General features: G+C 70.5%; 25 protein-coding genes. 7 read left to right on the forward strand and 18 right to left on the reverse strand.

Translation table 11 applies throughout. The features are described from left to right. Nucleotides 1-34 precede the first annotated feature (34 nt). Nucleotides 35-949: an amino acid ABC transporter substrate-binding protein gene (locus BLQ61_RS10465; protein ID WP_091569663.1), complete on the forward strand. Its 915-nt coding sequence runs from the start codon at nt 35-37 to the stop codon at nt 947-949. An 88-nt stretch (nt 950-1,037) separates the two neighbouring features. Further along, the gene (locus BLQ61_RS10470; protein WP_091569666.1) at nt 1,038-2,762 is read left to right on the forward strand and encodes a thiamine pyrophosphate-binding protein; all 1,725 of its coding nucleotides are present in this window, start codon (nt 1,038-1,040) and stop codon (nt 2,760-2,762) included. A gap of 15 nt (nt 2,763-2,777) precedes the next feature. Here BLQ61_RS10470 and BLQ61_RS10475 read toward each other — a convergent pair whose 3' ends face one another. The 5 genes from BLQ61_RS10475 to BLQ61_RS10495 form a co-directional block, all read right to left on the reverse strand. Further along, nucleotides 2,778-3,686 carry an SDR family oxidoreductase gene (locus BLQ61_RS10475; RefSeq protein ID WP_091569668.1) on the reverse strand — a complete coding sequence of 303 codons (909 nt, stop codon included), beginning with the start codon at nt 3,684-3,686 and terminating at the stop codon, nt 2,778-2,780. 79 nt (nt 3,687-3,765) lie between these two features. Then, nucleotides 3,766-4,245, reverse strand: coding sequence for a GNAT family N-acetyltransferase (locus tag BLQ61_RS10480; protein WP_091569672.1), 480 nt, complete (start codon nt 4,243-4,245; stop codon nt 3,766-3,768). Beyond that, on the reverse strand, nt 4,245-5,261 hold the full coding sequence (locus BLQ61_RS10485) for an NADP-dependent oxidoreductase (protein WP_091569891.1): 1,017 nt from the start codon (nt 5,259-5,261) through the stop codon (nt 4,245-4,247). Before BLQ61_RS10485 ends, BLQ61_RS10480 begins: the two co-directional genes overlap by 1 nt. Nucleotides 5,262-5,363: 102 nt before the next feature. After that, nucleotides 5,364-5,774: a PaaI family thioesterase gene (locus BLQ61_RS10490; protein ID WP_091569675.1), complete on the reverse strand. Its 411-nt coding sequence runs from the start codon at nt 5,772-5,774 to the stop codon at nt 5,364-5,366. 160 nt (nt 5,775-5,934) lie between these two features. Beyond that, nucleotides 5,935-6,723, reverse strand: a complete 789-nt coding sequence (locus tag BLQ61_RS10495) for an SDR family oxidoreductase (protein ID WP_091569678.1) — start codon at nt 6,721-6,723, stop codon at nt 5,935-5,937. A gap of 242 nt (nt 6,724-6,965) precedes the next feature. Here BLQ61_RS10495 and BLQ61_RS10500 point away from each other — a divergent pair, with 242 nt between their 5' ends. The 3 genes from BLQ61_RS10500 (at nt 6,966) to BLQ61_RS10510 (ending at nt 10,157) form a co-directional block, all read left to right on the forward strand. Beyond that, entirely contained in the window at nt 6,966-8,231 is a 1,266-nt protein-coding gene (locus BLQ61_RS10500) for an MFS transporter (RefSeq protein ID WP_091569686.1), read from the forward strand. Between the two features lie 221 nt (nt 8,232-8,452). After that, complete coding sequence (locus tag BLQ61_RS10505; protein ID WP_091569692.1) at nt 8,453-8,923, forward strand: nucleoside deaminase; 471 nt, start codon at nt 8,453-8,455, stop codon at nt 8,921-8,923. Next, nucleotides 8,910-10,157, forward strand: coding sequence for an MFS transporter (locus BLQ61_RS10510; RefSeq protein ID WP_245703968.1), 1,248 nt, complete (start codon nt 8,910-8,912; stop codon nt 10,155-10,157). Before BLQ61_RS10505 ends, BLQ61_RS10510 begins: the two co-directional genes overlap by 14 nt. Nucleotides 10,158-10,259: 102 nt before the next feature. Here BLQ61_RS10510 and BLQ61_RS10515 read toward each other — a convergent pair whose 3' ends face one another. Further along, on the reverse strand, nt 10,260-12,098 hold the full coding sequence (locus BLQ61_RS10515; RefSeq protein WP_091569696.1) for an acyl-CoA dehydrogenase: 1,839 nt from the start codon (nt 12,096-12,098) through the stop codon (nt 10,260-10,262). A gap of 516 nt (nt 12,099-12,614) precedes the next feature. On the opposite strand from BLQ61_RS10515, the gene BLQ61_RS10520 reads away from it, so the two are divergent. Further along, nucleotides 12,615-13,028, forward strand: a complete 414-nt coding sequence (locus BLQ61_RS10520; protein WP_091569701.1) for a VOC family protein — start codon at nt 12,615-12,617, stop codon at nt 13,026-13,028. A 190-nt stretch (nt 13,029-13,218) separates the two neighbouring features. Here BLQ61_RS10520 and BLQ61_RS10525 read toward each other — a convergent pair whose 3' ends face one another. From BLQ61_RS10525 to BLQ61_RS10575, 11 genes are all read right to left on the reverse strand, one after another. Beyond that, on the reverse strand, nt 13,219-14,394 hold the full coding sequence (locus BLQ61_RS10525) for an acetyl-CoA C-acyltransferase (RefSeq protein ID WP_091569707.1): 1,176 nt from the start codon (nt 14,392-14,394) through the stop codon (nt 13,219-13,221). 84 nt (nt 14,395-14,478) lie between these two features. Next, nucleotides 14,479-16,578, reverse strand: a complete 2,100-nt coding sequence (locus tag BLQ61_RS10530) for a 3-hydroxyacyl-CoA dehydrogenase NAD-binding domain-containing protein (RefSeq protein WP_091569712.1) — start codon at nt 16,576-16,578, stop codon at nt 14,479-14,481. A 127-nt stretch (nt 16,579-16,705) separates the two neighbouring features. Then, complete coding sequence (gene maiA, locus BLQ61_RS10535) at nt 16,706-17,359, reverse strand: maleylacetoacetate isomerase (protein WP_091569715.1); 654 nt, start codon at nt 17,357-17,359, stop codon at nt 16,706-16,708. 41 nt (nt 17,360-17,400) lie between these two features. Beyond that, the gene (locus tag BLQ61_RS10540) at nt 17,401-18,732 is read right to left on the reverse strand and encodes a TRAP transporter large permease (RefSeq protein WP_175488269.1); all 1,332 of its coding nucleotides are present in this window, start codon (nt 18,730-18,732) and stop codon (nt 17,401-17,403) included. Continuing rightward, complete coding sequence (locus tag BLQ61_RS10545; protein ID WP_091569718.1) at nt 18,729-19,271, reverse strand: TRAP transporter small permease; 543 nt, start codon at nt 19,269-19,271, stop codon at nt 18,729-18,731. The genes BLQ61_RS10540 and BLQ61_RS10545 overlap by 4 nt, the downstream gene beginning before the upstream one ends. A 125-nt stretch (nt 19,272-19,396) precedes the next feature. After that, nucleotides 19,397-20,413, reverse strand: a complete 1,017-nt coding sequence (locus BLQ61_RS10550) for a TRAP transporter substrate-binding protein (protein WP_245703970.1) — start codon at nt 20,411-20,413, stop codon at nt 19,397-19,399. 39 nt (nt 20,414-20,452) lie between these two features. Further along, nucleotides 20,453-21,466 carry a fumarylacetoacetate hydrolase family protein gene (locus tag BLQ61_RS10555; protein ID WP_091569720.1) on the reverse strand — a complete coding sequence of 338 codons (1,014 nt, stop codon included), beginning with the start codon at nt 21,464-21,466 and terminating at the stop codon, nt 20,453-20,455. Between the two features lie 88 nt (nt 21,467-21,554). Next, a complete protein-coding gene (locus BLQ61_RS10560; protein ID WP_091569723.1) occupies nt 21,555-22,103 on the reverse strand; it encodes a VOC family protein in 549 nt (182 codons plus the stop codon). Nucleotides 22,104-22,150: 47 nt separating this feature from the next. After that, nucleotides 22,151-22,375 (reverse strand): DUF2783 domain-containing protein, encoded by a 225-nt coding sequence (locus BLQ61_RS10565; protein WP_091569726.1) that lies wholly within the window; start codon nt 22,373-22,375, stop codon nt 22,151-22,153. Nucleotides 22,376-22,393: 18 nt separating this feature from the next. Beyond that, complete coding sequence (locus BLQ61_RS10570) at nt 22,394-24,109, reverse strand: FAD-dependent oxidoreductase (RefSeq protein WP_091569729.1); 1,716 nt, start codon at nt 24,107-24,109, stop codon at nt 22,394-22,396. Between the two features lie 79 nt (nt 24,110-24,188). Next, nucleotides 24,189-25,154, reverse strand: coding sequence for an MBL fold metallo-hydrolase (locus BLQ61_RS10575; RefSeq protein ID WP_091569732.1), 966 nt, complete (start codon nt 25,152-25,154; stop codon nt 24,189-24,191). Nucleotides 25,155-25,270: 116 nt separating this feature from the next. On the opposite strand from BLQ61_RS10575, the gene BLQ61_RS10580 reads away from it, so the two are divergent. Further along, nucleotides 25,271-26,176, forward strand: coding sequence for a LysR family transcriptional regulator (locus BLQ61_RS10580; RefSeq protein ID WP_091569734.1), 906 nt, complete (start codon nt 25,271-25,273; stop codon nt 26,174-26,176). A 32-nt stretch (nt 26,177-26,208) separates the two neighbouring features. Here the strand turns inward: BLQ61_RS10580 and BLQ61_RS10585 are convergent, their stop codons facing one another. Next, nucleotides 26,209-26,904 carry an ABC transporter ATP-binding protein gene (locus tag BLQ61_RS10585; protein ID WP_091569737.1) on the reverse strand — a complete coding sequence of 232 codons (696 nt, stop codon included), beginning with the start codon at nt 26,902-26,904 and terminating at the stop codon, nt 26,209-26,211. Between the last annotated feature and the right edge of the window lies 1 nt (nt 26,905).

Here is a 26,905-nt window from a genome sequence, read left to right on the forward strand (position 1 = left end):
GACAGTTCCCACAACGCAGAAAAAGGAGACCCCCATGGCACCCTTCCGTCGCACCCTGGCAGCGCTGGGCGCCGCCCTGGCGCTGTGCTGCGCACTGCCGGCCGCCCAGGCGCAGCCCGCCGCAGCCTCCGGCACGCTGGACAAAATCAAGGCCTCGGGCAAGGCCGTGCTGGGGGTGCGCGAGGCCTCGCCGCCCATGGCCTATGCGCTGGGCGCGCACGACCGCTTCGTCGGCTACCACGTCGAGCTGTGCGAGCGCGTGTTGCGCGAAGTGGCGCCCGGCGCGCAGCTGGAATACATGGCGATCACCGCGCAGAGCACGCTGCCGCTGGTCAGCAACGGGACGGTGGACATCGGCTGCGGCCCGACCACCAACAACCTCGCACGCCAGCAGCAGGTGGCCTTCGCCGTGACCAGCTACGTCAGCGAGGTGCGCATGGCGGTGCGCAAGGACTCCGACCTGAGCTCCATCGCCCAGCTGGGCGGGCGCACGGTGGCCGCCTCCGCCGGCACCACGGCGGTGCAGCTGCTGCGCAAGCAGGAGCGCGCGGTGGGCACGCCCATCAAGACGGTGCTGGGCAAGGACCACCACGAGTCGTTCATGCTGCTGGAGTCGGGCCGCGCCGATGCCTTCGTGCTGGACGACAACCTGCTGGCCGGCCTGATCGCCGCCTCGCGCGATCCGCAGGCCTACCGCATCGTCGGCGAGCCGCTGGGCGCCGAGCCGATCGCGCTGCTGTTCCGCAAGGACGACCCGGCCTTCAAGGCGGCGGTGGACGGCGTGCTCACGCGCTTGATGCAATCGGGCGAGATGGAGAAGATCTACGCCAAATGGTTCGTACAGCCGATCCCGCCCAAGAACGTCAGTCTGAACCTGCCGCTGGGCGGCACGCTGCGCGCGCTGTTCGCCAACCCCAACGACAAGCCGCTGGAAAGCTACCAGCAGTGAGAACGTGTGAATGAACCCGCCGGCGCGCCGCCACCGCGCGGCGCGCCGGCCTTTTCGGCCTGAACCGCAGCCGCGCCCCATGCCCGATATGACTTCTGCCCCCGCTCCTTCCCCTTCTTCTGCCCCCCACGCCGTGCCGTTGCGCACCGGCGGGCGGATCCTGGTCGACCAGCTGCTGCTGCACGGCGTCCAGCAGCTGTTCTGCGTGCCCGGCGAAAGCTACCTCGCGGTGCTGGACGCGCTGCACGACGCCCACATCGCCGTCACCGTCTGCCGGCAGGAGGGCGGCGCGGCCATCATGGCCGAGGCGCAGGGCAAGCTGACCGGGCGCCCGGGCATCTGCTTCGTCACGCGCGGGCCGGGAGTGACGAATGCGTCGGCCGGCATCCACATCGCGCACCAGGACTCGACGCCGCTGATCGTCTTCGTCGGCCAGGTGGCGCGCGGCGCGCTGGGGCGCGAGGCGTTCCAGGAACTGGACTACCGCGCCGTCTTCGGCACCATGGCCAAGTGGGTGGTGCAGATCGACGACGCGCGCCGCCTGCCCGAACTGGTGGCGCGCGCCTTCCAGGTCGCCACTTCGGGCCGCCCCGGCCCGGTGGTGGTGGCCCTGCCCGAGGACATGCTGACCGACACCGTGCAGACGGCCGACGCCCTGCCCTACGCCGCGCCCGAGACCTACCCCGGCGCCCCCGCGCTGCAGGAGCTGGCGGCGCGGCTGCAGGCGGCCGAGCAGCCGGTGGTCATCCTGGGCGGCAGCCGCTGGTCGGCGCAGGCGGTGCAGGACGTGACGGCCTTCGCCAGCGCCTGGCAGCTGCCGGTGTACTGCTCGTTCCGCCGGCAGATGCTATTCCCGGCCAGCCACGACAGCTACGCCGGCGATCTGGGCCTGGGCGCCAATCCGCGGCTGCTGGCGCGCATCCGCGCCAGCGACCTGGTCTTGGTGCTGGGCGGGCGCCTGTCCGAGGTGCCGTCGCAGGGCTACGAGCTGCTGGACATTCCCGTGCCGGCGCAGCCGCTGGTGCACGCCCATGCCGACGCCGACGAGCTGGGCCGCGTCTACCAGCCGGTGCAGGCGCTGCACGCCACGCCCCAGCCGCTGGCCGCCGCGCTGGCGCAGCTGCACCCGCCAGGGCCGGTGCGCTGGGCCGCGCACACCCGGGCGGCGCGCGCCGAATACTTGGCCTGGAGCGACCCCTCGCCGATCCGCATCCCCGGCCCGCTGCAGATGGGCCAGGTGATGCAGCACCTGCGCCAGGTGCTGCCAGCCGACACCATCTTCTGCAACGGCGCCGGCAACTTCGCCACCTGGGTGCACCGCTTCTGGCCGTTCACCGCCTACGGCAGCCAGCTGGCGCCGACCAGCGGCTCGATGGGCTACGGCCTGCCGGCGGCGGTGGGCGCCAAGCGGCTGTGGCCGCAGCGCGAGGTGGTGGTGGTCTCGGGCGACGGCGACTTCCTGATGCACGGGCAGGAATTCGCCACCGCCGTGCAGTACGGTCTGCCGCTGGTGGTGGTGCTGCTGGACAACGCCATGTACGGCACCATCCGCATGCACCAGGAGCGCGAGTACCCCGGCCGCATCAGCGCCACGCATCTGCAGAACCCCGACTTCCGTGCCTACGCCCAGGCCTTCGGCGGGCACGGCGAGCGGGTGGAGCGCACCGAAGACTTCGCGCCGGCCATGGCACGCGCGCGCGCCAGCGGCCTGCCCAGCGTGCTGCACTGCCTGATCGACCCGCAGGCCATCACGCCCACCGGGACGCTGGACGGCATCCGCCAGGCGGCGCTGGCGCGCGGCGTCGGCGCCTGAAGGGCAGCTGCCGGATCAGCCCGCCGCGCGCAGCGCCGCGCGCAATTGCTCGCCCAGCTGGGGTCGCTCGGCGAATGGGTCGGGCGGGTTGCCGCCGGCGGCGATGCCCTCCAGCCGGCTGCGCACGCCGCCCAGCGCCTGCGGGTGGCTGAAGACATAGAAGCGGCCGCAGGCCACCGCATCGAAGACCTGGCGCGCCACCTCGGCGGCACTGACCCGGCCGCTGTCCACGGCCTTGGCGGTCATGGCCTGGCTGATGCGCTGGCTGGCGGTGGGCGCCACGCCGGTCGCGGCCGGCGGACGGTTGCGCTCGCTGGCGCCAATGCCGGTGGGCACGAAGTACGGGCACAGCACGCTGGCGCCGACCTGGGTGGTGACCAGCGACAGGTCGTGGTACAGGGTTTCGCTCAAGGCGACCACGGCGTGCTTGCTGACGTTGTACACGCCCATGTTGGGCGCGTTCACCAGCCCGGCCATGCTGGCCGTGTTGACGATGTGGCCGCGCCAGGCCGGGTCGGCGCGCGCTGCCTCCAGCATCAACGGCGTGAACAGGCGCACGCCGTGGACCACGCCCCACAGGTTCACGCCCAGCACCCACTGCCAGTCGGCCACGCTGTTTTCCCAGATCAGCCCACCGGCGCCCACGCCGGCGTTGTTGAAGACGAAGTGCGGCGCGCCAAACTGCGCGTACACGTCGCGTGCCAGCTGCTCCATCTGCGCGGCGTCGGCCACGTCCACATGCCGCGCCAGCACCTCGCAGCCGGCAGCGCGGGCCTCGGCGGCGGCCGCGTCCAGCGCTCCCGGCTGCACGTCCACCAACACCAGGCGCATGCCGCGCTGCGCGGCGATGCGCGCGCATTCCCGGCCGAAGCCCGATCCGGCGCCCGTCAGCACCGCCGTTTTGCCGTGGAAGTCTTCGATCATGGTGGCTCCTGGGAGGTAGGGGCGGTCTGCCGCGCGGGTCGCATGCCGCCGGCGGACCGCGGGAAAGGAGGAAGGTTGCTCAGCGCCCCGCGCCTGGCCAACGCCAGAGCATGTCCACGTGGGGGATGCCATCCTCCACGTACGCCTGGGAAACGGCCACGAAGCCCAGCGCGCCGTAGAAGCGCTGCAGGTGCGCCTGCGCGCTGATGCGGATGTCCTGCCCCGGCCAGGCCGTCTGGCAGCGCGCCAGGCCCTCGCGCATGAGGGCCTGGCCCGTGCCGCCGCCGCGTGCCTGCGGCGCGATGACGACGCGGCCGATGGACGGCCCGGCGCCCTTGCCGTCCGGGTCCACCACGCGCAGCGTGGCCAGCAGCGGCCCGCCGGGCGCGGCGCGGCCCAGCAGGTGCCAGGCGCGGGTGTCGGCCTCGTCCACTTCCTGGTAGGCGCAGGCCTGTTCGACCACGAACACGCGGCAGCGCAGCACCAGGGCTTCGTGCAGCGCGTGCACGCCCAAGTCGTCGAACCGGGCCCAGGTCCAGTGCAGCGGGACTGTCGCCATCAGACCAGCCGGACCAGCTGCTTGCCGAAGTTCTGGCCCTTGAGCATGCCCAGGAAGGCCGCCGGCGCGGCGGCCAGGCCCTGGGCAATGCTCTCGCGCGGGCGCAACTTGCCCTGGGCGACCAGGCCGCCGAGCTCCTTGAGCGCCGGCGGCCAGGCGTCCATGTGCTCGCTGACGATGAAGCCTTCGATGCGCATGCGGTTGACGAGCAGCAGCGCCGGGTTTTGCAGCGGCAGCGGCTGGCCGTCGTAGCCGGCGATCATCCCGCACAGCGCCACGCGCGCAAACGTGTTGGCGCGCAGCAGCACCGCGTCCAGGATGTGCCCGCCGACGTTCTCGAAGTGCCCGTCGATGCCCTGCGGGCAGGCGGCCTTGAGCGCCGCCGACATGGATTTCAGATCGGTGTGCTGGCGGTGGTCGATGCAGGCGTCGAAGCCCAGTTCCTCGACCGCATAGCGGCATTTCTCCGGCCCGCCGGCGATGCCCACCACGCGGCAGCCGCGCGCCTTGGCCAGCGCGACGAAGGCGCTGCCCACCGCGCCGGTGGCGGCGCTGACGGTGACCGTCTGGCCGGGCTTGGGATCGATGATGCGCACCAGCCCATACCAAGCGGTGACGCCCGGCATGCCCACCGCGCCCAGGTAGTAGGACAGCGGCACGTGCGTCGTGTCCACTTTGCGCAGCAGGCCGGGCTGGCGGGCGTCGACCACGCTCCATTCCTGCCAGCCGCCCATGCCGACGACCTGGTCGCCCGGCTGGTAGTCCGGGTGGCGGCTTTCCACCACCTCGCCCACGGTGCCGCCGATCATCACCTCGCCCAGCGGCTGGGCGGCGGCGTAGCTCTTGCTGTCGTTCATGCGCCCGCGCATGTAGGGGTCCAGGCTGAGGTAGTGGTGGCGCACCAGCACCTGGCCGTCCTGCAGCGGCGGGGTGTCGGTGGTGACCAGGCGGAAGTTGGCCTCGGTGGCCTCGCCCTCGGGGCGGTTGTCGAGCAGGATCTGCTGGTTGCGTGGCATGGCGGGCTCCTTCATCAGTGAACGTTGGACTCTGTTTTTGATAGCTGCCGGCCCTTGCATATCAAGGGCCAGGGGCCGTTTTTATCTAAAAACCGGCCGGCTTCAATCGGTGGCGATGGGCGCGATGCTGTCGGCGCGCGGCACGTAGCGGAAGGTGCCGCTGGCCTGGCTGCACAGCCGGCCCTCGGCATCGTGCACCGTCGCCTCGGCGAAGGCCATGGAGCGCGTGCGGTGCAGCAGCCGCCCGTGCGCCGTCAGCGCGCCGCGCGCGGGCTGCATGAAGCTGGTCTTCATCTCGATGGTGACCACCCCCAGGTCGAAGGCCACGCTGCGCGCCGCGGTGGCCATGGCCACATCCAGCAGCGTCATGCTGACGCCGCCGTGCGCCACGGCGTAGGAATTGGTGTGGCGTGGCTGCACCTCGTAGAACAGCTCGGACTGGCCATCGGCCATGCGGCGCAGCTGCAGGCCGAGTTCCCGGAAGAACGGCACGTCGGCGCCCAGGTCGGGCACGTCGGCGGCGGGGCTGAAAAGGTCGTGTGGAGTGGGTTGCATGTGGCTTGTCGGTTGGCCCTGATCGCCGGGCACGGGGCGCATGGAACTGGCGCTGCCCTGCCCGCGGGGCGCGGCCGTGCGGGAGCGGGCGCAGGCCGCACGGGCGGCAGGGTGCGTTTCAGCCTACCAGCGCGCTCACGCCGCCGTCCACCGCCAGCCACTGGCCGGTGATGTGCTTGCCGGCGTCGCTGGCGTACAGCAGGGTGATGCCCTTCAGGTCTTCGTCGTCGCCCAGGCGGCGCAGCGGCGCCTGGGCGGCCATCTTTTCCTCGCCCAGCGTCTCGATCAGCACGCTGGCCATCTTGGTCTTGAAGAAGCCCGGGCAGATGGCGTTGACGGTGATGCCGTGCACGCCCCACTCGCCGGCCAGCGCGCGCGTGAAGTTCAGCACCGCGCCCTTGGAGGTGTTGTAGGCGATGGTGCGCATCTCCACCGGGTTGCCGCCCAGACCGGCGATGGAGGCGATGTTGAGGATGCGCCCGCTGCCGCGCGGGATCATGTCGGCGCGGGCGACGGCCTGCGACAGCAGAAAGTAGCCGCGCACGTTCAGGTTCATGACCTTGTCCCAGGCGGCGACGGGGTGCTCCTCGGCCGGCGCGCCCCAGCTGGCGCCGGCGTTGTTCACCAGGATGTCCACGCGGCCCAGGCGCGCCAGCGCGTCCGAGGCCAGGCGCTGGATGTCGGCCTCGTGCGCGCAGTCGGCGGCGATCCACTGCGCGTCGATGCCCGCGGCCTGCAGCTGCGCGGCCGCCTGCTCCAGGTCGGCCGCTTTGCGCGAGCTGATCAGCACGCGCGCACCGGCCTCGCCCAGCGCCTGCGCCATTTGCAGCCCCAGGCCGCGCGAGCCGCCGGTGACGAGGGCGGTCCTGCCCGAGAGGTCGAAGAGTTGCTGCACGCTGCGCGCCATGGGGTGGGATCTCCTGTCGAAAAGGGCTTGGGGCGGCGACCGGCACCGCACGGGCGCGGCCGGCCGCGATGGTGGATTGTGTGCAGCAGCTGGCGCCGCCCGCTGTCACGCGCGCGATTGGCACCCGGCGGCAGCGGGTGCGCGCCGCCGCAGCGCCGGCGCGCGGCCGATGCCCGACGCGCGCGCTCGGCCAGCGCCCACCTGGCCAGCGCGGCCTTGGCGCATCGCTTACAACCGGGCCCATGCACCCGCCCTCCACCTCCCCGTCCCGCTGGTACTTCGGCTGGAACATCGTCGCCGCCGCCACCGTCGTCACCCTGCTCACCGTCGGCATGCGCCTGGGGATCGGCCCGCTGTTCCTGCCGATGGCCGAGGACCTGGGCTTTTCGCGCAGCCTGCTGTCGTCCATCGTCGCCGTGGGCATGCTGTGCTATGGCCTGGCGATGCCGCTGGCCGGCTGGCTGGTGGCGCGGCGCGGCACGCGCTTCGTGCTGCTGGCGGGCACCGCCATCCTGGTGCTGGCGACGCTGTGGGCGGTGAACACGCGCACGCCCGCAGGGCTGCTGCTGAGCTTCGGCATCCTGATGAGCATCGGCGCGGGCTTCACCAGCCCGATCGCGCTTACCCCGGTCATCAGCCGCTGGTTCCAGCGCCGGCGCGGCATGGCGCTGTTCTTCCTGTCCACCGGCTCGATGGCCGGCATCGCCTTCATGACGCCGGCGCTGGGCCTGGCGCTGCAGCACCTGTCGTGGCAGACCACGCTGCTGGCCTTCGCCGCGCTGTTCACGCTGGTCACCGTGCCGGTGGCGCTGTGGGTGGTGCGCGACCAGGCGCCCGACGGCGGCGACGCGCCCCTGCCCGGCGCGCGCGCCGGCAGCGCGCCGACGGTGGCGCCGTGCGCGCACTTCAGCATCGCGCAGGCGATGCGCACCGCCACCTTCGCCAAGGTGTCGCTGGGCCTGTTCGCCTGCGGCTTCAGCATGAACCTGCTGGGCACGCACGGCATGCCGATGCTGATGGACCACGGCTTCGACGCCACCACCAGCGCGCTGGGCATCGGGCTGATCGGCCTGGTGGCGATTCCCAGCACCGTGTTCCTCGGCCGGCTGGCCGACCGGCTGCCGCGGCGACTGCTGCTGGCCGCCATCTACTGCGTGCGCGGCATCGGCTTCTTCGCGCTGCTGCTGGCGGGCGACCGGCTGCAGCTGTACGGCACCTCGGTGGTCGGCGGTATCGTCTGGGCCGGCAGCATCGCGCTGTCCTCGGCCATCCTGGCCGACGTGTACGGCGTGCGGCTGGTGGGCGTGCTCTACGGCTGGGCCTATCTGTCGCACCAGGTGGGCGCCATGGCCAGCGCCTGGCTGGGCGGCTGGGGCTACGAGCACCTGGGCACGCACTGGCTGGCCTTCGGGCTGGCGGGGGCGCTGCTGCTGGTGGCCTCGGGCGTTGCGCTGGCGCTGCCGGGGCGCGTCGTGGCGGGCGGCGCGCGGGCGGCGTCCGGCGCCTGAAATGGCTGTTTTCAGATGAAAAACGCCTCCAACCCATATGCGCTATGGGCCCCCAGCTATTGAAAACATAGCAATTGCAGAAAGGCGCTCCCGCCCGGCGGCGGCGCCATGACCCCAATGCAGGGTTCTCCCGGGGGCCTGCCTAGAATCGCCGGCTTCGCCCGCGCCCCGGCCCTGCCCTGCCGCGCGGCCCGTGCGCCCCACAACCAGGAGACATTGCCATGACCGATCTTGAACTCTTGCGCCAGGCCGTGGAGCTGGCGCGCGACAACCGCGCGCGCGGCTTCCACCCCTACGGCGCCGTGCTCGCCAGGGACGGCCAGGTGGTCGCCACCGGCGTGAACGAGATGGTGCAGACCTGCGACCCCAGCACCCACGCCGAGATGCAGGCGATTCGCGCCGGCACGCGCGCGCAGGGCAGCGCCAGCCTGGCCGGCCACACGATGTATGCCAGCGGCATGCCCTGCCCGATGTGCCTGGCGGCGCTGCTGAACGCCGGCACCGCGCGCGTGGTGTATGCCTTCGACAACCAGGATGCCGAGCCGTACGGCGAATCCAGCGAGGGCACCTACCGCCGCCTGGGCATCACGCTGCAGCCGCCGCCGCTGCCGATGGACAAGCTCGATACCGGCATCACCCCCGCGCAGATGTACGGCGACGCCCCCTGGCCGCACGACCGTGCCGGTGGCTGAGGCGCACGCCTCGGCCGCGCAGCCCGCGGGCGGCACCGCACTGCTGTGGATTGCCACGGTGGTGCTGGTTACCCTGAACCTGCGCCCCTTCATCACCGCCATCGGCCCGCTCGCGCCCACCCTGGAGGCGCAGACCGGCATGGGCCTGGAGGCGCTGTCCGGCCTGACGCTGCTGCCCATGGTGCTGATGGGCGTCGGCACCTGGGCCGCGCCCACGGCGCTGCGCCGCCTGGGCGCGCGCCGGTGCATCGCCGCGGCGCTGGCGACCATCGCCCTGGGCAACCTGCTGCGCCTGGGCGCGCACGGCGCGCCACTGCTGCTGGCCAGCGCGGCGCTGTGCGGCGCCGGCGTGGCGCTGGTGCAGGGCGTGCTGCCGGGGCTGATCAAGCAGCGCTCGCCCGGCGGCGTGGCGCGGATGATGGGCATCTACTCGGCCTCGCTGATGGGCGGCGGCGCTTTGGGCGCACAGCTGTCGCCGCTGGCGCTGCAGTGGGGCGCATCGTGGCAGATGGCGCTGGGGTTGTGGGCCGTGCCGGTGCTGCCGGCGCTGGCGCTGGCTTGGCACACGCTGCGCGAACGCCGGCCGGCAGTCGTAGCCGCCTCTGGTGCGGTGCACGACCAGAACACCGGCTGGCTGGTGCACCGCGCGCGCACCTGGCTGCTGATCCTGACCTTCGGACTGCTCAACGGCGGCTACGCGTCGATGGTGGCCTGGCTGGCGCCGTTCTACCAGTCGCTGGGCTGGAGCGCGCCGGCCAGCGGGTTGCTGGTGGCGGTGCTGTCGGTGGCGCAGGCGGCGGCGGCGCTGGGCCTGCCGGCGCTGATCGGCCACCGGCCCGACCGCCGGCCCTGGATCTGGCTGACGCTGGCGCTGCAGGTGCTGGGCTTTGCCAGCCTGGCCTGGTGGCCCGAGGTCTCGCCGATGGGCACCGTCATCGTGCTGGGCATGGGCCTGGGCGGGTGCTTCGCGATGATCATGGTGGTGCCGCTGGACCACCTGCGCTCGCCCGTGCAGGCCGGCGCCTTGAGCGCGCTGATGCAGGGCGGAGGCTTCATCCTGGCCGCCATGGCGCCGTGGGTGGTAGCGCTGCTGCACGAGAGCTCGGGCGGTTTTCGCGCCGGCTGGCTGGCGCAGCTGCTGGCGGTGCTGGCGGTGGCGCTGCTGGTGACGCGGCTGGCGCCGCAGCACTATGCGCGGGCCATGCGCGCGCCGGGCGCGGCGGCGCACGGCTGACACCCGCGCGAGCGCGGGCGTGAGCTACGCGCTGCTGGACTACTGCAAGCGCTTCGGCTGACACCCGCGCGGGCGCGGGCGTGAGCGACCCGGCCCGCGCGGTCAGAACGCCTCGGGCGGCGTGTCGGCGCAGGTCATGTCGCGCCGCGCCACCACTGCCAGCCAGGGTCCGATGCGCGGCAGCTCATAGTGATAGAAATAGGCTGCAGCCCTTGTTCTTCCACGGTTTGCAGCTCCTGAAAGCATAGCATCGGCACGCCGCACGGCACAGGCCACGTCCAGCCACTTCCAGGCCAGCACCACGTGCCCGAAGGCCTGCAGGTACGGCACGGCGTTGGCCAGCGCCTGCTGCGCATCGCCCGTCGCCCAGGTGGCCTGCGTGGCGGCCTGCAGTTGCTGCAGCGCCTGCGCCAGCGCATCGGCCCAGGCGGCCAGCTCGGCATGGCCCGAATCCTGCGCGCGCTGGATGGTCTGGCCCACGGTGCGCCCCAGCAGCCGCAGCCCGGCGCCCTCCTGCATCACCACCTTGCGCCCCAGCAGGTCCTGCGCCTGGATGCCGTGCGTGCCCTCGTGGATCATGTTCAGGCGGTTGTCGCGCCAGTACTGCTCGACAGGAAAGTCGCGCGTGTAGCCGTAGCCGCCGTGGATCTGGATGGCCAGGCTGTTGGCCTCCAGGCAGTTCTCGCTCGGCCAGCTTTTGGCGATGGGGGTCAGCACCTCCAGCAGCAGGCGCGCGTCGGCGGCCGCCTGGGCGCCGCCCGTGCGCGCCTCGTCCACCAGCCGCGCGCAGTACAGGTTCAGCGCCAGCGCGCCTTCGCAATAACTCTTTTGCGCCAGCAGCATGCGCTTGATGTCGGCGTGCTCGATCAGCGGCACGGGCGGCTGCGCGGCTTCCTTGCCGCCGGCGCCCACCGGCCGGCCCTGCAGACGCGTGCGGGCGTAGTCCAGGCTGGCGTAGTAGCCGGCCAGGCCCAGCATGGTCGCGGCCATGCCGATGGCGATGCGCGCCTCGTTCATCATGTGGAACATGCACCGCAGGCCCTCGCCCGGCTGGCCCACCAGGTAGCCGATGGCGCCCGCGTCGCCACGCACCGGGTAACGCCCCTCGCCGAAGTTCAGCAGCGTGTTCACCGTGCCGCACCAGCCCAGCTTGTGGTTCAGCCCGGCCAGGGCGATGTCGTTGTGCTCACCGGTCAGGCGGCCGCCCTCGTCCACCAGATGCTTCGGGCAGATGAACAGCGAAATGCCCTTGACGCCCGGCACCAGCCGCCCATCCGGCCCAGGAATCTTGGCCAGCACCAGGTGCACGATGTTCTCGGCCAGTTCGTGGTCGCCGCCGCTGATCCACATCTTGTGGCCGGTGAGGCGGTAGCGCGGCCCCAGCGGGTCGGCCTCGAAACCCGCGCCATCGGGCACGGCGCGCGTGGCGATGTCCGACAGCGACGAGCCCGCCTGCGGCTCGGACAGGCACATGGTGCCGGTCCAGCGGCCGTTGAACTCGTTGGCGGCGAACACCTGCTGCTGCACGGCCGTGCCGTGCGCCAGGATGGCGTTGCCGGTGGTCAGCAGGTTGGCGCCGATGCCGATCGAGGCCACGCCGAAGAAGGCGTTGGCCGCCGACTCGACCACGTAGGGCAGCTGCATGCCGCCCATCTCGTAGTCCTGCGCGGCGGCCAGCATGCCGCTGTGCGCGTAGGCCAGCCGGGCGTCGTGGGTGCACTGCGGCAGGATGACCTTGTCGCCGTCGAACCGGGGCTCTTGCATGTCCACCGTGCGGTTGAAGGGCGCGTATTGCTCGCGCGCGATGCGCTCGCAGGTGTCCAGCACGGCATCGAAGGTCTCGCGCGAGTGGTCGCTGAAGCGCTCGCGCGCGGTGAGCGAACCGGCCTGCAGCCAGTCGTGCAGCAGGAAGTCGAGGGTGGCGCGCAAGGGACTGGTCATGCGGCAAATTATGAAAGGCCCCGCGCCTGCCGGCCTGTCCGCTGGGTGACGACCGAGCCGTTCGCCTGCTTCCCCACCTCGGCAAACACGACGGCGCTGCACGCCACCCATCGCGCGCCGCGCAGCGCCGAAAGGCGGGCTTGCTGCCGCTGGCCATCGGGCTATTTCGCGGCCTCCAGCGCCACGGCGGTCCGCGCCCGACGGCGGAGTGGCTGCGCGTGGGCGACACCGACGCGGCGGTGTGCGGACACAGGTGATGGGCCCATGGCGGCCGGCACACCGGCCTGAGCAGTCGCCAGAAAGCGCGCCTGCGTGCCGGCGGTGCGTGCAGGGAACGGCCTGTTCGATCGCAACCGGCCTGGACCGGGCGCGCGCCCGCCCCGCCCTGTCACACCGCATACCGTACCTCGCACACCGCGTAGCGGCGCAGCATGCGAAATGCTGCATGCGAATACTGTTGTTATATACAGATTGGCACTATATTCCCGGCCCCCTATCACTACCTCCGAGGAGCCCATGCTCGACCACATGACCTTCCGCGTGACCGACATCCAGCGTGCCAAGGCGTTCTACAGCGCGGCGCTCGAGCCGTTGGGCTACAGCCTCTTTTTCGAGGGCAACTACGGCAGCAACATGCTGGGCTACGCCTACCCCGACCCGGCCGAGCCGGACGGCAAGAAGGCCGACGTGTGGTTCATCGACGGCCCTTCGCCCTATGGCGGGCCAGCAACCAGCACGGGTTGCCACCTGGCATGGCGGGCCAGCAGCCGCGCGCAGGTGGATGCTTTCTACCGGGCCGCCCTGGCCGCCGGCGGCCAGGACAACGGCGCGCCGGGCCTGCGCCCCGACTACCACGCGCACTACTACGGGGCGTTCGTCATCGACCCCGAGGGCAACAACATCGAAGCGGTGTGCCACCTGCCTGAATAAGGGCCGGCGCGCACGGGTGGCTGCCGGGTTGGCCGGCGCGCTTTTGAGGTTTTTTTGGCCTTCCGCCCATACTGGACAAGCGCGGGCAGCTATCAAAAGCAAAGCAAAACAAACGCCCCGCGCAGGCATCCAGCCTGCGCGGGGCGTGGGGAGCGCCGGGCAAGGCGCCCGCCGGTTCAGGCCGGTGTGCTCACAGCACTTCGAACACGCCGGCGGCGCCCATGCCGCCGCCGATGCACATCGTCACGCACACGCGCTTCGCACCGCGGCGCTTGCCTTCGATGAGCGCATGGCCCGTCAGGCGCTGGCCGCTCACGCCATAAGGATGGCCCAGGGCGATGGCGCCGCCGTTGACGTTCAGGCGGTCTGCGGGAATGCCCAGCTTGTCGCGGCAATACAGCACCTGCACCGCGAAGGCCTCGTTCAGCTCCCACAGGTCGATGTCCTGCACCGTCAGGCCCAGCCTTTTCAGCACCTTCGGCACCGCGAACACCGGGCCGATGCCCATCTCGTCCGGCTCGCAGCCGGCCACCGCGAAGCCCAGGAAGCGGCCCAGCGGCTGGAGGTTGTGCTGGCTGGCGTACTCCTCGCTCACCACGACGCAGGCGCCCGCGCCGTCGCTGAACTGGCTGGCGTTGCCCGCGGCGATCACGCCGCCGGGCATGGCGGGCTTGATGCCGGCGATGCCTTCCTTGGTCGTGCCTTCGCGCGTGCCCTCGTCCTTGGTGACTGTCACCTGCTTGGTGATCAGGCCGCGCACCTTGTCCACCACGCCCGCCGTCACGGTGATGGGCACGATCTCGTCGTCGAACAGGCCGGCGGCCTGCGCCGCGCAGGCCTTTTGCTGGCTGGCGGCGCCGTATGCGTCCATGGCGTCGCGGCCGATGCCGTAGCGCTGGGCGACCTGCTCGGCGGTCTGCAGCATGCTCCAGTAGATCTCGGGCTTTTTCTTCCGCAGGTTCGGGTCGTGCAGCATGTGCGTGTTCAGCTCCTGCTGCACGCACGAGATGTTCTCCACCCCGCCGGCCACGTACACCTCGCCCTCGCCGGCAATGATGCGCTGGCTGACGGTGGCGATGGTCTGCAGGCCCGACGAGCAGAAGCGGTTGATGGTCATGCCCGAGGTGGTGATGGGCAGGTCGGCCATCAGCGCGATCTGGCGCGCGATGTTCATGCCGTCCGCGCCCTCGGGGAAGGCGCAGCCCATGACCACATCCTCGACGTGCGCAGGGTCGATGCCGGCGCGCTCGACGGCGGCGCGCACCACGTGGCCGCCGAGGGTGGCGCCATGGGTCATGTTGAAGGCGCCCTTCCAGCTCTTGGCGAGCGGCGTGCGGGCGGTGGAGACGATCACGGCGGAGGTCATGTGCGGATTCCTGTGGTGCGTTGTGCGTTGTGCGTTTAGCGGGCTGGCGTGAAGCGCAAAACGCTCAACGCCGAACGCTCAAGCTCAAAATTGCCGGCCCTCGGCCACCAGGCGCTCGAGCAGCGGCGCCGGCTGCCAGAAGGCGGCATCGTCCAGCGGGTTCTGCGCGAAGCGGCGCATGGCCTGGGCGACGTTGAACAGGCCCACTTCGCTGGCGTAGTGCAGCGGCCCGCCGCGGTGCACCGGAAAGCCGTAGCCGAAGACATAGACCACGTCGATGTCACTGGCCTTGTTGGCGATGCCCTCCTCCAGGATGTGCGCGGCCTCGTTGACCAGCGAATACACCAGGCGCTGCACGATTTCCTCGTCGCTGATCTTGCGCGGCGTGATGCCCAGGCTCTGCCGGTGCTCGGCCACCATCTGCTCGACCTCGGCGTTCGGGATGGCGTCGCGCTTGCCGGGCACGTAGTCGTACCAGCCGGCGCCGGTCTTCTGGCCGAAGCGGCCGCGCTCGCACAGCAGGTCGGCCGTCTTGCTGTACTTCATGCCGGGCTGCTCGACGGCCCGGCGCTTGCGGATGGCCCAGCCGATGTCGTTGCCGGCCAGGTCGCCCATGCGAAACGGGCCCATGGCGAAGCCGAATTTCTCGATCGCCCGGTCCACCTGCTGCGGTGTGCAGCCCTCGTCCAGCAAAAAGCCCGCCTGGCGGCCGTACTGCTCGATCATGCGGTTGCCGATGAAGCCGTCGCACACGCCCGAGACCACCGCCACCTTCTTGATCTTCTTGGCCACGGCCATGACGGTGGCCAGCACCTCGGGCGCCGTTGCGTCGCCGCGCACCACCTCCAGCAGTTTCATGACGTTGGCCGGGCTGAAGAAATGCAGACCCACCACGTCCTGAGGGCGCTGCGTGAAGCCGGCGATGCGGTTCAGGTCCAGCGTCGAGGTGTTGGAGGCCAGGATGGCGCCGGGCTTCATGACCGCGTCGAGCTGTTTGAACACCTGCTCCTTCACGCCCATGTCCTCGAACACCGCCTCGATGACCAGATCGGCGTCGGCCAACGCGGCGTAGTCCAGCGTGGTGGACAGCAGCGCCATGCGCTGCTCGTACTTGTCCTGCTTGAGCTTGCCCTTCTTGACCTGCGCCTCGTAGTTCTTGCGCATCGTGCCCGTTCCGCGGTCCAGCGCCTCCTGCTTCGTCTCCAGCATGACCACGGGGATGCCGGCGTTCAGGAAGTTCATGGCGATGCCGCCGCCCATGGTGCCGGCGCCGATCACGGCGACCTTGCGGATGTCGCGCTTCGGAGTGTCGGCCGGCACGTCCGGGATCTTGCTGGCCGCGCGCTCGGCGAAGAACAGGTGGCGCAGTGCGCGCGACTCCGGGGTCCACATCAGCTGGATGAACAGCTCGCGCTCCACTTTCAGGCCGTCGTCGATGCGGCGGTGCTGGGTCGCGGCCTCGACCGCGTCCACGCACTTGAGCGGCGCCGGAAAGTGCTTCGACATGCCCTTGACCATGTTGCGCGCGAACTGGAAGTAGGCGTCGCCCTGCGGGTGCGCACATGGCAGGTCGCGCACGCGCGGCAGCGGGCGCACGTCCGCCACGCCGCGCGCGAACGCCAAGGCGCCCTCCAGCAGGCCATCCCGTGAATCGACCAGCTTGTCGATCAGCTTCTGGCCGGGCTGGGCGGCGATGAACTCGCTCGGCACCGCTTCGCCACTGACGATCAGGTTCAGCGCCGCCTCCACGCCGAGCACGCGCGGCAGGCGCTGCGTGCCACCGGCGCCGGGCAGCAGGCCCAGCTTGACCTCGGGCAGCGCGATGCTGCAGCCGGGCGCGGCCACACGGTAGTGGCAGCCCAGCGCCAGCTCCAGCCCGCCGCCCATGCACACGCTGTGCAGCGCGGCGACCACCGGCTTGGTCAATTGCTCGGCAGCGGCGATCACGGTGTGCAGGTTGGGCTCGGCCAGGGCCTTGTCGGTGCCGAACTCGGTGATGTCCGCGCCACCCGAGAACGCGGCGCCGGCGCCGGTGATGACGATGGCCCGCACCGCCGCGTCCTGCTGCGCCCGCTGCAGCCCGTCGGTGATGCCGCGCCTTGTGGCCAGCCCCAGGCCGTTGACGGGCGGGTTGTGGAGGGTGATCACGGCCACGTCGCCGTGGACCTGGTAGTCAGCGCTCATGCGGGCTTCCTCGTTGCGGGGTGAAAAAGAACGGTCGTGCGATTTTCCATTCTAGGCAGGCGCCGCGCGGGCGCCAGGGGCGCTTGTCCCAGGCGGGACAAGCGCGGCGGCACGCACCGCCTGCCGGTCAGGCAGCGTCGGGCTGGCGCTCGGGCGCGGCCTGCTGGAATGCCGGCAGCGCGTTGCATGCGGCCACGATGCGGCCGATGGTCGGGTAGGCGTCCAGCGGACAGCCGAAGCGCTGCGCGTTGTAGATCTGCGGCACCAGGCAGCAGTCGGCCAGGCCGGGCGCTTCGCCGTGGCAGAAGCGCCCGGTGTCCGGGCTGCCGGCCAGCATCTGCTCGACCGCGCCCAGGCCCAGCGCCACCCAGTGCGCGTACCAGGCGTTCTTCTGCTCGTCGCTCACGCCCAGGTCGCGCTTGAGGTAGCGCAGCACGCGCAGGTTGTTCAGCGGGTGCAGGTCGCAGGCGACGGCCTGGGCCAGGGCGCGCACGCGGGCGCGCGCCAGGGGCGCGGCAGGCAGCAGCGGCGGGCCGCCGTGCGCCTCGTCCAGGTACTCGATGATGGCCAGCGACTGCGTGAGCAGCGGGCCGCCGTCCTCGGTCTGCAGCGCCGGCACCAGCGCCTGCGGGTTGGCGGCGCGGTAGGCGGCCCCGTGCTGCTCGCCACCGTCCCGCAGCAGGTGCACCGGCACCGTTTCGTAGGGCAGGCCCTTCAGGGCCAGGGCGATGCGCACGCGGTAGGCGGCGGAGCTGCGGAAGTACGAATAGAGCTTGGGCATGGACAGCGCTTGGAAACAAAGAAGGGATGGGAGGTGACCGATCAGTTCAGGGCGTGCACCAGCCACAGCGACAGACCGGGCACCAGCACCAGCACCGCCGTGCGCAGCAGGTCGGACACGATAAAGGGCACCGTGCCGCGGTAGGTCTCCTTCATGGGCACGTCGCGCGCCAGGCTGTTGATGATGAACAGGTTCATGCCCACCGGCGGGGTGATCAGGCCGATCTCCACCACCATCAGCGCCAGCACGCCGAACCAGATGGCCTTATCGGTCTGGTTCAGGCCCCAATACTCCATGCCCATGACGATGGGCAGGAAGATGGGAATGGTCAGCAGGATCATGGACAGGCTGTCCATCACGCAGCCCAGCACCAGGTAGATGGCGATGATGGCCAGCAGCACCAGCATCGGCGGCAGGCCGGCATTCAGCACCCACTGCGCCACGGCGGTGGGCATCTGCGACAGCGCGAAGAAGGCATTCAGCAGGTCGGCGCCCAGCAGGATCAGGAAGATCATCGCCGTGGCCGAGGCGGTGTCGAACGCCGCCTGGAGAAAGCCGCGCCAGGTCAGCTCGCGCGTGACCAGCGCCAGCGCGCCAGTGGCCAGGGTGCCGATGGCCGCCGCCTCGGTGGGCGTGAAGATGCCGCCGTAGATGCCGCCGATAACGGTGACGAACACCGCCACGATGGGCCACACGTCGCGCAGCGTCTTCCAGCGCCCCGGCCAGTCCATGCGCGGCGCGGCCGGGCCGCTGCCGGGCACCACGCGCACGTAGAGGGCGATGGCGGCCATGTAGCCCGCCATGGCCAGCAGGCCGGGCAGCAGCGCGGCCATGAACATGGCGGCGACGTTTTGCTCGGCCAGCACGGCGTAGATGACCAGCACTACCGACGGCGGGATCAGGATGCCCAGCGTGCCGCCGGCGGCCAGCGCCCCGGTGGCCAGCGCGGGCGAGTAGTGGTAGCGGCGCAGCTCGGGCAGCGCCACCTGCCCCATGGTGGCGGCGGTGGCCAGCGACGAGCCGCAGATGGCGCCGAAGCCCGCGCAGGCACCCACCGCGCTCATGGCCACGCCGCCGCGCCAGTGGCCCAAAAACGCGTTGGTCGCCTGGAACAGCCGGCGCGACAGCCCGCCGCGCGAGGCGATATTGCCCATCAGCAGGAACAGCGGCACCACCGACAGGTCATACACCGAGTAGCGCGCGAACGCCATGGTCTTGACGTAGTTGGCCAGCGGCGACCAGCCCGCCACCAGCGCGTAGCCGATGCCCCCGGCCAGCAGCATGGCCATGGCGATGTGCACGCGCAGCACCAACAGCACCAGCACCAGCCCGCCCATCAGGAAGCCGATGGTCTCGGCGCTCACGCCCGTCATGCCGGCCTCCGCGCGCGGCCGAACTGCACCCGGGCCGTGTACAGCGCCGTCAGCGCCAGCAGCGCGAAACCGGGCGCGATGGTGATGTGCGCCCACCACTGCGGCCAGCCCAGGATCATTGAGGTCTCCAGCGTGTGGTAGGTGTCCCAGGCGCCGACGGCGCTGCGCCAGGCCAGCCATGCCGCCACCGCCGCCAGCAGCAGTGCCGCCAGCGCGTCCAGCCAGGCGCGCAGGCGCGGGCCGGCGCTGTGCGTGAAGAAGTCCACGATGACATGGGCGCCGCGCATCTGCGCGTAGGGCAGGAACGAGGCAATGGCCAGCGAGCAGGCCACCTGCACCATCTCCACGTCGCCCAGCACCGGGGCGTCGAAGAACGCGCGCCCGACCACGCTCCAGGTGGACAGCAGGCACACCGCCACCAGCAGCGCCACGCCACCCAGGGCGGACAGCTGTGACCAGGCCAGCAGGAAGCGCCCCACCGCGTCCTGCGGTGCAGCGGGATCGGGCGCGCCGTCCGGCGCGCTGAAAACTTCGGCCATCGTGTCAGCCTTGCAAGGAAAGCAAAAAGAAAGGCACCGCCTGCCCGCTCCTGCACACCGGGAACGAGCAGGCGGCCGGATGGCTGCCGGGCGCGCCAGGGCAGCGCCCGCAGCGCGTCGGCGCCTTATTTGGCCGACAGCGTGCGCGCCATCTCCAGCATGCCCTTGCCGTCGTAGCCCTTGGCCGTGACTTCCTTGACCCAGCGGTCGGCCACCGAGGCCGTGGCCTTCTGGAAGCCCTCGACCTCGGCCGCGCCGATGGTGTTGAACTGGTTGCCGTGCTCGATCGCCTGCTTGCGCGCGGGCGGCGCCGACTCGTCCCAGGCGCGGCCGATGGACGCGGAGAAATCCGCGCCCGAGTTGGCGTCGATCACCTTCTTCAGGTGCGGCGGCAGGCTGTCGTACTTCGCCTGGTTCATGGCGATGGTGAACAGGGTGGTGTACAGGCCCGGCTGCGGCGGATTGATTTCGGAGTGGTACTTGGTCATCTCGTGCAGCTTCATGGTCGGGATGACCTCCCAGGGCAGCACGTAGCCGTCCACCACACCCTTGGAGACCGCGTCGGGCGTCTGCGGCATGGGCATGGCCACGGGCGTGGCACCCAGGGCGGCGACCATCATGTTGGTCAGGCGCGTGGGCGCGCGCATCTTCAGGCCCTTGAGGTCCGAGACCTTGGTGATGGGCCGCTTGTTGTTGTGGATCTGGCCGCGGTCGTGCACGTGGAACGCCAGCGGCTTGACGCCGGCGAAGTCCTTCTGGCCGTATTTTTCATAGATCGCCCAGGCGGCGCGGCTGCCGCCCTCGGCGTCCTTGGTGAGGAACGGCAGCTCCATCACCTCCATGGAAGGGAAGCGCCCGGCGGTGTAGCCGGGCAGCGTCCAGACGATGTCGGCCACGCCGTCGATGGCCTGCTGGATCAGCTGCGCCGGCGTGCCGCCCAGCTGCATGGCCGGGTAGATCTGGCACTGCAGCTCGTTGTTGGACTCCTTGGCGATCTTCGCGCACCACGGCTCCAGCACCTTCTGCTGCGACAGCGCGGTGGGTGGCCAGAAATGCGCCACTTTCAGCACGACGGGCTGCTGCGCCTGGGCTGCCATGGCGCCGGCGGCCAGCGCCAGGGCGGTAAGGATCTTCTTGTGCACGGTGTTGTCTCCTGGTTGTCGTTGTGAAAAAGAGGCGCTTCAGGGCGCGCTGGCGGTGTCCACCCGGTTTTCGATGGTGCCGAAGATGCTGCGCCCCTCGCCGTCGCGCATCTCGATGCGCACCACGTCGCCGTGGCGCATGAAGGGCGTGGCCGGCTGGCCCTGCTCGATGGTCTCGTAGGTGCGCAGCTCCGCCAGACAGGCATAACCCACCCCCCCGTTGGCGACGGTCGAGCCCCACAGGCTGCCCTGCTTGTTGGACACCGTGCCCGAGCCGATGACCGAGCCGGCGCACAGGGTACGCGTCTTGGCCACGTGGGCGATCAGGCGGCCGAAGTCGAACGTCATGTCCACGCCGGCGTTGGGCTGGCCGAACAGCTCGCCGTTCAGGTGCACGACCAGCGGCAGGTGCACCTTGGCGTCCTGCCACGCGTCGCCCAGCTCGTCGGGTGTGACGGCCACCGGGCTGAAGGCGCTGGCCGGCTTGCTCTGGAAGAAGCCGAAGCCCTTGGCGAGTTCGGCCGGGATCAGGTTGCGCAGCGACACGTCATTGACCAGCATTACCAAGCGGATGGCACGCGCGGCTTCCTCCGGCGTGGCACCCATGGGCACGTCGCCGGTGGCCACCGTGACCTCGGCCTCGAAGTCGATGCCCCACTCCTCGCGCGCCACCACCGGTGCGCGCGGCGGGATGAAGCCGTCGCTACCGCCCTGGTACATCAGCGGGTCGCTGTAGAAGCTCTCGGGCACCTCGGCGCCGCGCGCGCGGCGCACCAGCTCGACGTGGTTGATGTAGGCCGAACCGTCGGCCCACTGCCAAGTGCGCGGCAGCGGCGAGTGGCAGGCCGCCTCGTCGAACGGCTCACCCGCGATGGCGCCGCTGTTCAGCGCTTCGTACACCTGGCGCAGCTGCGGCTCGGCGGCCTCCCAGTCGTCCAGCGCCGCCAGCAGGGTGTGGGCGATGGCAGGCACGGCGCGCTGGCGCGTGAGGTCGCGGCTGACGACGACCAAGGTGCCGTCGCGGCCGCCCTGCTGCAGGGTGGCAAGTTTCATGGATCAGGGCTCTTTCAAGGCAAAAATGGCCACGGGCCCATATGGATAAAGGGCCTGCAGCTATCAAATATGAAGCAAAAGGCGCGCCTCAGGTGGGCGTGCCACTGCCGTCGTGCATCCAGCGCGCATGCTGCGGGGCCTGCTTGGTGCGGTCCCACTCGTCGAGCATGTCCCACTTGACCTGCTCCAGCGCCGCGCTCATTTGCGGCGTGGTGGTGTCGGCGGCCAGCTCCAGGCGGTGGCCGGACGGGTCGCGGAAGTAGATCGACTGGAACAGCGTGTGGTCCGTAGGGCCCACGACCTGGATGCCGTCGGCCTCCATGCGCGCCTTGGCGGCCATCATGGCCTCTACCGAGTCCACCTTCAGCGCCAGGTGCTGCGTCCAGGCGGGGGTGTTGGCGTCCGACGGGGCGATCATCTCGGGCTTGGTCGGCAGCTCGAAGAAGGCCAGGATGTTGCCGCCGCCCACGTCCAGGAAGATGTGCATGTAGGGGTCGGGCTCCTTGGTGGAGGGCACCTGGTTTTCGGCGATGGCCAGGATGAAGTCCATGTCGAGGTATTTCTTGTACCACTCGACGGTCTGCTTGGCATTCTTGCAGCGGTAGGCGACATGGTGGACGCCGCGAACGAGGGACATGGCGGTTCTCCTTGAGAGGGTTGCGGACAGACGGGTGGGAGGGACGCTCACAGGCTGCCACGGGCGATGCGCAGCGCCTCGCGCAGCACGCCGATGTCGCCGATGTGGTTGGCCAGCAGCAGTATCAGGCGCGCGTTCACGTGGGCGCTCTGCGCGTCGCTCAGGCCCTGGTGCGTCTCGATCAGGGCTTCGTAGAAATCGTCGCCCGGCGTGTAGGCCTGGAAGTAGCGCCGGCCGGGCTCGTGCAGGTGGGGCTGGGTGATCAGGGGCATGGCGGACCTCTCGGCGCATCAGGCGGTGACGGCGGCCCGGGCCTCAGCGCGGGCCTCGGTGGGGGCGGCATCGGCATTGGCCGTGGCGCGGGCCAGCGCGGCGCGCACCCGGGCGGCGTCGAACGCGCGCCAGCGCGCGGCCACGTGCTGGTCCGGGCGCAGCAAATAGCAGCTACCGGGGCGCAGGTCGTAGCGCTGGCGGATGGCGTCCTGTGCGTCCAGCAGCGTGGCCAGCGGCGCCGGCGCGCGCCCGCGCCGCGCCACCACCAGGGCCTGCACGGGGATGGGGCCCTCGGCCAGCGCCGCCAGCCTGTCGGCCTGGCCGGCATCCAGTGCGTCGGCGTCGTCCACGTAGTGCAGCAGCTGGAACTGCCCGCCCACATGGCCCAGCAGCCAGTCGGTGCGGCCGCCCGCCACCGGCGCGTCGTCCATGGGCGCGCCGGGCAGCATGTCGCCGGCGAAGGCGTCGGCGTCGGGCGTGTTCAGCGGCGAATCCACCAGCCAGGTGGGTACTGACAGCCGGCCCGAATTGACCAGCGCGCGGGCGAACGGGTAGTCCTGCGCCAGCTCCAGCACGGCATCGCGGAACGCCCGGCTGGCGGCGCTCTTGGGCGTGATGAAGTCGGTGGAGCGGGTGGAGTTGCGCAGGTTCTCGTCGGCGGCCGCGCAGCGCTCGCGGCTGTAGCTATCCAGCAGCGCTGGCGGGGCCTTGCCGTCGAGGACCAGCTTGAGCTTCCAGGCCAGGTTGTCGGCGTCCTGGATGCCGCTGTTGGCGCCGCGCGCACCGAACGGCGACACTTGGTGCGCCGCGTCGCCCACGAACAGCACCCGGCGGTGGTTGAAGCTGCCCATGCGCCGGCACTGGAAGGTGTAGACGCTGACCCACTCCAGCGTGAAGTCGCGCCCGTCGCCCAGCATCGCCTGGATGCGCGGGATGACGCGCTCGGGGCGCTTCTCGGCCTCCGGGTCGGCGTCCCAGCCAAGCTGGAAGTCGATGCGCCAGACGTTGTCGGCCTGCTTGTGCAGCAGCACCGACTGGCCGGGGTGAAACGGCGGGTCGAACCAGAACCAGCGCTCGGCCGGGTAGTCAGCGGCCATGACCACGTCGGCGATCAGGAAGCGGTCACGGAAGACCTTGCCGTCGATGTCCAGGCCCAGCATCCGGCGGATGGGCGAGCGCGCACCGTCGGCGGCGACCAGCCAGTCGCAGGTGAGGGTGTAGGCGCCGTCGGGCGTTTCCACGCGCAGCGTGGCGCTTTCGTCGTCCTGGTGGACGGCGGTGACGTTGTTCTTGAAGCGCAGCTCCAGGTGCGGCAGCTGGCGCGCGCGCTCGACCAGGTACTGCTCCAGGTAGTACTGCTGCAGGTTGACCATGCCCGGGCGCCGGTGGCCGTCTTGCGGGCGCAGGTTGAAGCTGAACACCTCGCCTTCGCGGAAGAAAGTGCGCCCGACGTTCCACGACGTGCCCTTGGCCACGCACGGGTCGCCGCAGCCCAGCCGGTCCAGCACCTCGAGCGCGCGCTTGGCGTAGCACACGCCGCGCGAGCCGATGGAGACGGTGTCGTCATTGTCCAGCAGCAGCACGGGCTGGCCCTGCGCGGCCAGGTCGATGGCCATGGCCAGGCCCACCGGCCCGGCGCCGACGACGATCACCGGGTAGTGACCGGCGCCCTGGCCGTCCAGCTCGGGCGGGCGCCGGTACTCGAAGCGCGGGTAGGTATAGGTGCCGAGCATGGCGTCTCCTGCGTCTTTAGATCAAATCGACCTCTAGCCCTTGTTCTTCAACGGCCTACAGCTATCGTTTTTGTAGTTATCAGCCCTGCTGCAGCGCATGCCACATCTGCTGGTCGCGCTCGGCGGTCCAGATGCGCGGGTCGTGGATGCCGCTGGCCTCGTCGTGCGCGCGCGTCACGTCGAAGGGCAGGCAGTGTTCGTAGATGAAGACATGGCCGAACTTCGGGTCCATGGCGCGCCGCGTGTGGGCCATGGTGGCCTTCAGGTCCATGCCCTGGGCCACGGCTTCCTGGGCGCTGGCGTACAGCGTGCTGACGAAGTCGCGCGTGTAGGCCAGGCCCTTACGCACCGCCTCGGGTGTCGTCAGGGCCGGGCCACGCCCAGGCACCAGCTTGTCGAAGTTCATTGCCGCCAGGCGGTCCAGCGTCTGCGGCCAGTCGGCCAGGTAGGCGTCGCCGGTGTAGCACGCGGCGTCGGCCTCCACCAGGTCGCCGGAAAAGCAGATGTTCTGGCCCGGCAGATAAACGATGGTGTCGCCCTTGGTGTGGCCGCGGCCGATCTGCTGGATCTTCACTTCCAACTCGCCCATCCACAGCGTCATCTCGCCCTGGAACGTCATCGTGGGCCAGGTCAGCCCGGGCACGCTTTCCACGGCCTGGAACAGACGCGGGAAGCGGCCGATCTCCGAGTCCATGTCCTGCTGGCCGCGCTCGACGATCAGGTCGTAGGTGTCGTGGCTGGCGATGATCTGCTGCAGGCCCTCGGTGCGGTAGCCGCTGGCGCCCAGCACCCGCACCGCGTGGTAGTGCGTCAGCACCACGTACTTGATCGGCTTGTCGGTGATCTCGCGGATCTTGCGGATGACGCCCTGCGCCGCCACCGGGGTGGCGGTGGCGTCGATGATCATCACGCCGTCGTCGCCGATGATCACGCCGGTGTTCGGATCGCCCTCGGCGGTATACGCGTAGGCGTTGTCGCTGAGCTTGTCCCAGCTGATCTTCTTTTCTTCCAGGTCGGCCTGGGAGGCAAATTGCTTGTCGGTCACGGCGCTTGGGTCTCCGGTGGGGTCGCGGGGCACGGGGCACGGGGCACGGGGGCATTAGACGGCGGGCATATTTATCAGACAAACGATTTTTAGTAATCCATTCACAAATTGAACTTATGAATGTCACGCTGCGCCAGCTCTCGGCCTTTCTGGCGGTGGCCGATACCGGCAGCTTCACGCTGGCGGCCGAGCGGCTGTTCGTCACCCAGTCTGCCCTGAGCGCGCTGATCAAGGAACTGGAGCTGTCCCTGGGACTGCGGCTGTTCGACCGCAGCACGCGGCGGCTGCGCCTGTCGGAGACCGGCCGCGAGCTGTACCCGCAGATCGAGAAGATCCTGAACGACCTGCAGGGCGTGATCAGCGAGGCCGGCAACCTGAAGGCGCTGGCGCGCGGCAGCGTGCGCGTGGCCGTCCCGCAGCTGCTGGCGTGCACGCTGCTGCCGCAGGTGATGGCGGGCTTTCACGCGCTGCACCCGGGCGTGCACCTGCGGTTGGTGGACTGCGCGGTGGAGAGCGTGATGGCGCGCGTGTTCTCAGGCGAGGTGGACATCGGCCTGGGCCCGGAGCGCGAGGCCAACTCTGACATCGACGCCGCGCCGCTGTTCACCCTGCCCTTCATGGCGGTGCTGCCGCCGCAGCATCCGCTGGCGCGGCGCGAGTGCCTGCAGTGGGACGACCTGAGCGGCCAGCCGCTGATCACCCTGCAGGGCCAGTTCACCGACCTGCTGGTCAGCGACGTGGGCGAGGCCGCGCGCGACCTGCCCAAGGAGGCCTTCACCCAGGTCACCTTCATGACCACGGCGCTGGCGCTGGTCGCCGCCGGCCTGGGCCTGACGCTGTGCATGCCCTATGCCAGCGCGCTGGTGCGCCAGTACGGCCTGGTGATGCGGCCCATTGGCGACCCGGTGGTCGAGCGTTCTTTCTGGATCTTCACGCGCCGCGGGCGTTCGCTGTCGCCAGCGGCGCAGGGATTTCTGGAGTATTTGCGCCAGCGGCTGCAGCAGCCGCAGGCGTTTGGCTGAACTGACCGGGCCGGCATGGGCCGGTACGGGGCTTACACCTCCAGCCACTCCTTGCGCACGGCCGCATCGGCCCGCAGCTCGGCGGGCGTGCCCGAGAACACGATGCGCCCATGGCCCATGACCAGCGCCCGGTCGGAGATCGTCAGCGCGATGGTGAGTTTTTGCTCGATCAGCAGCACCGACACGCCGCGGCTTTTCAGCAGCGTCAGGTACTGCGCCACCTGCTCGACGATCTTCGGCGCCAGGCCCTCGGTGGGCTCGTCGACCAGCACCAGCTGCGGGTCGCCCATCAGCGTGCGGCACAGCGTCAGCATCTGCTGCTCGCCGCCCGACAGCACGCCGGCCTGCACGTTGCGCCGCTCGCCCAGGCGCGGGAACAGCGCGTACATGTCGTCCTCGCTCCAGCGCCCGGCGCGGGCGCCGCCCTTGCGGCCCAGCAGCAGGTTCTGCTGCACGGTGAGCTGCGGGAACACGTCGCGGCTCTCGGGCACGTAGCCCAGGCCCAGGTGGGCGATCTCGTAGGCCTTGCGCCCGGCCAGCGGCGTGCCGTTCCAGGCGACGCGGCCCTGCCAGTCGACCATCCCCATGACGGCCTTGGCGGCGGTGGAGCGGCCCGAGCCGTTGCGCCCCAGCAGCGCGACGATCTCGCCGGGATGCACTTCCAGATCCACGCCGTGCAGCACGTGGCTCTTGCCGTACCAGGCGTGCAGGTTCTCGACGTTCAGCATG

The sequence above is a fragment of the Oryzisolibacter propanilivorax genome, from assembly GCF_900103645.1.
Classification (GTDB): Bacteria; Pseudomonadota; Gammaproteobacteria; order Burkholderiales; family Burkholderiaceae_C; genus Melaminivora; species Melaminivora propanilivorax.

Excerpts from the sequence above, each read along its gene's own strand:
- BLQ61_RS10465 (WP_091569663.1), top strand. The coding sequence starts at position 35 with ATGGCACCCTTCCGTCGCACCCTGGCAGCGCTGGGCGCCGCCCTGGCG.
- BLQ61_RS10555 (WP_091569720.1), bottom strand. The coding sequence starts at position 21,466 with ATGAAACTTGCCACCCTGCAGCAGGGCGGCCGCGACGGCACCTTGGTC.
- BLQ61_RS10545 (WP_091569718.1), bottom strand. The coding sequence starts at position 19,271 with ATGGCCGAAGTTTTCAGCGCGCCGGACGGCGCGCCCGATCCCGCTGCA.
- BLQ61_RS10470 (WP_091569666.1), top strand. The coding sequence starts at position 1,038 with ATGACTTCTGCCCCCGCTCCTTCCCCTTCTTCTGCCCCCCACGCCGTG.
- BLQ61_RS10540 (WP_175488269.1), bottom strand. The coding sequence starts at position 18,732 with ATGACGGGCGTGAGCGCCGAGACCATCGGCTTCCTGATGGGCGGGCTG.
- BLQ61_RS10480 (WP_091569672.1), bottom strand. The coding sequence starts at position 4,245 with ATGGCGACAGTCCCGCTGCACTGGACCTGGGCCCGGTTCGACGACTTG.
- BLQ61_RS10565 (WP_091569726.1), bottom strand. The coding sequence starts at position 22,375 with ATGCCCCTGATCACCCAGCCCCACCTGCACGAGCCCGGCCGGCGCTAC.
- BLQ61_RS10500 (WP_091569686.1), top strand. The coding sequence starts at position 6,966 with ATGCACCCGCCCTCCACCTCCCCGTCCCGCTGGTACTTCGGCTGGAAC.
- BLQ61_RS10570 (WP_091569729.1), bottom strand. The coding sequence starts at position 24,109 with ATGCTCGGCACCTATACCTACCCGCGCTTCGAGTACCGGCGCCCGCCC.
- maiA (WP_091569715.1), bottom strand. The coding sequence starts at position 17,359 with ATGCCCAAGCTCTATTCGTACTTCCGCAGCTCCGCCGCCTACCGCGTG.
- BLQ61_RS10475 (WP_091569668.1), bottom strand. The coding sequence starts at position 3,686 with ATGATCGAAGACTTCCACGGCAAAACGGCGGTGCTGACGGGCGCCGGA.
- BLQ61_RS10505 (WP_091569692.1), top strand. The coding sequence starts at position 8,453 with ATGACCGATCTTGAACTCTTGCGCCAGGCCGTGGAGCTGGCGCGCGAC.
- BLQ61_RS10580 (WP_091569734.1), top strand. The coding sequence starts at position 25,271 with ATGAATGTCACGCTGCGCCAGCTCTCGGCCTTTCTGGCGGTGGCCGAT.
- BLQ61_RS10485 (WP_091569891.1), bottom strand. The coding sequence starts at position 5,261 with ATGCCACGCAACCAGCAGATCCTGCTCGACAACCGCCCCGAGGGCGAG.
- BLQ61_RS10530 (WP_091569712.1), bottom strand. The coding sequence starts at position 16,578 with ATGAGCGCTGACTACCAGGTCCACGGCGACGTGGCCGTGATCACCCTC.
- BLQ61_RS10560 (WP_091569723.1), bottom strand. The coding sequence starts at position 22,103 with ATGTCCCTCGTTCGCGGCGTCCACCATGTCGCCTACCGCTGCAAGAAT.
- BLQ61_RS10495 (WP_091569678.1), bottom strand. The coding sequence starts at position 6,723 with ATGGCGCGCAGCGTGCAGCAACTCTTCGACCTCTCGGGCAGGACCGCC.
- BLQ61_RS10520 (WP_091569701.1), top strand. The coding sequence starts at position 12,615 with ATGCTCGACCACATGACCTTCCGCGTGACCGACATCCAGCGTGCCAAG.
- BLQ61_RS10585 (WP_091569737.1), bottom strand. The coding sequence starts at position 26,904 with ATGCTGAACGTCGAGAACCTGCACGCCTGGTACGGCAAGAGCCACGTG.
- BLQ61_RS10525 (WP_091569707.1), bottom strand. The coding sequence starts at position 14,394 with ATGACCTCCGCCGTGATCGTCTCCACCGCCCGCACGCCGCTCGCCAAG.
- BLQ61_RS10515 (WP_091569696.1), bottom strand. The coding sequence starts at position 12,098 with ATGACCAGTCCCTTGCGCGCCACCCTCGACTTCCTGCTGCACGACTGG.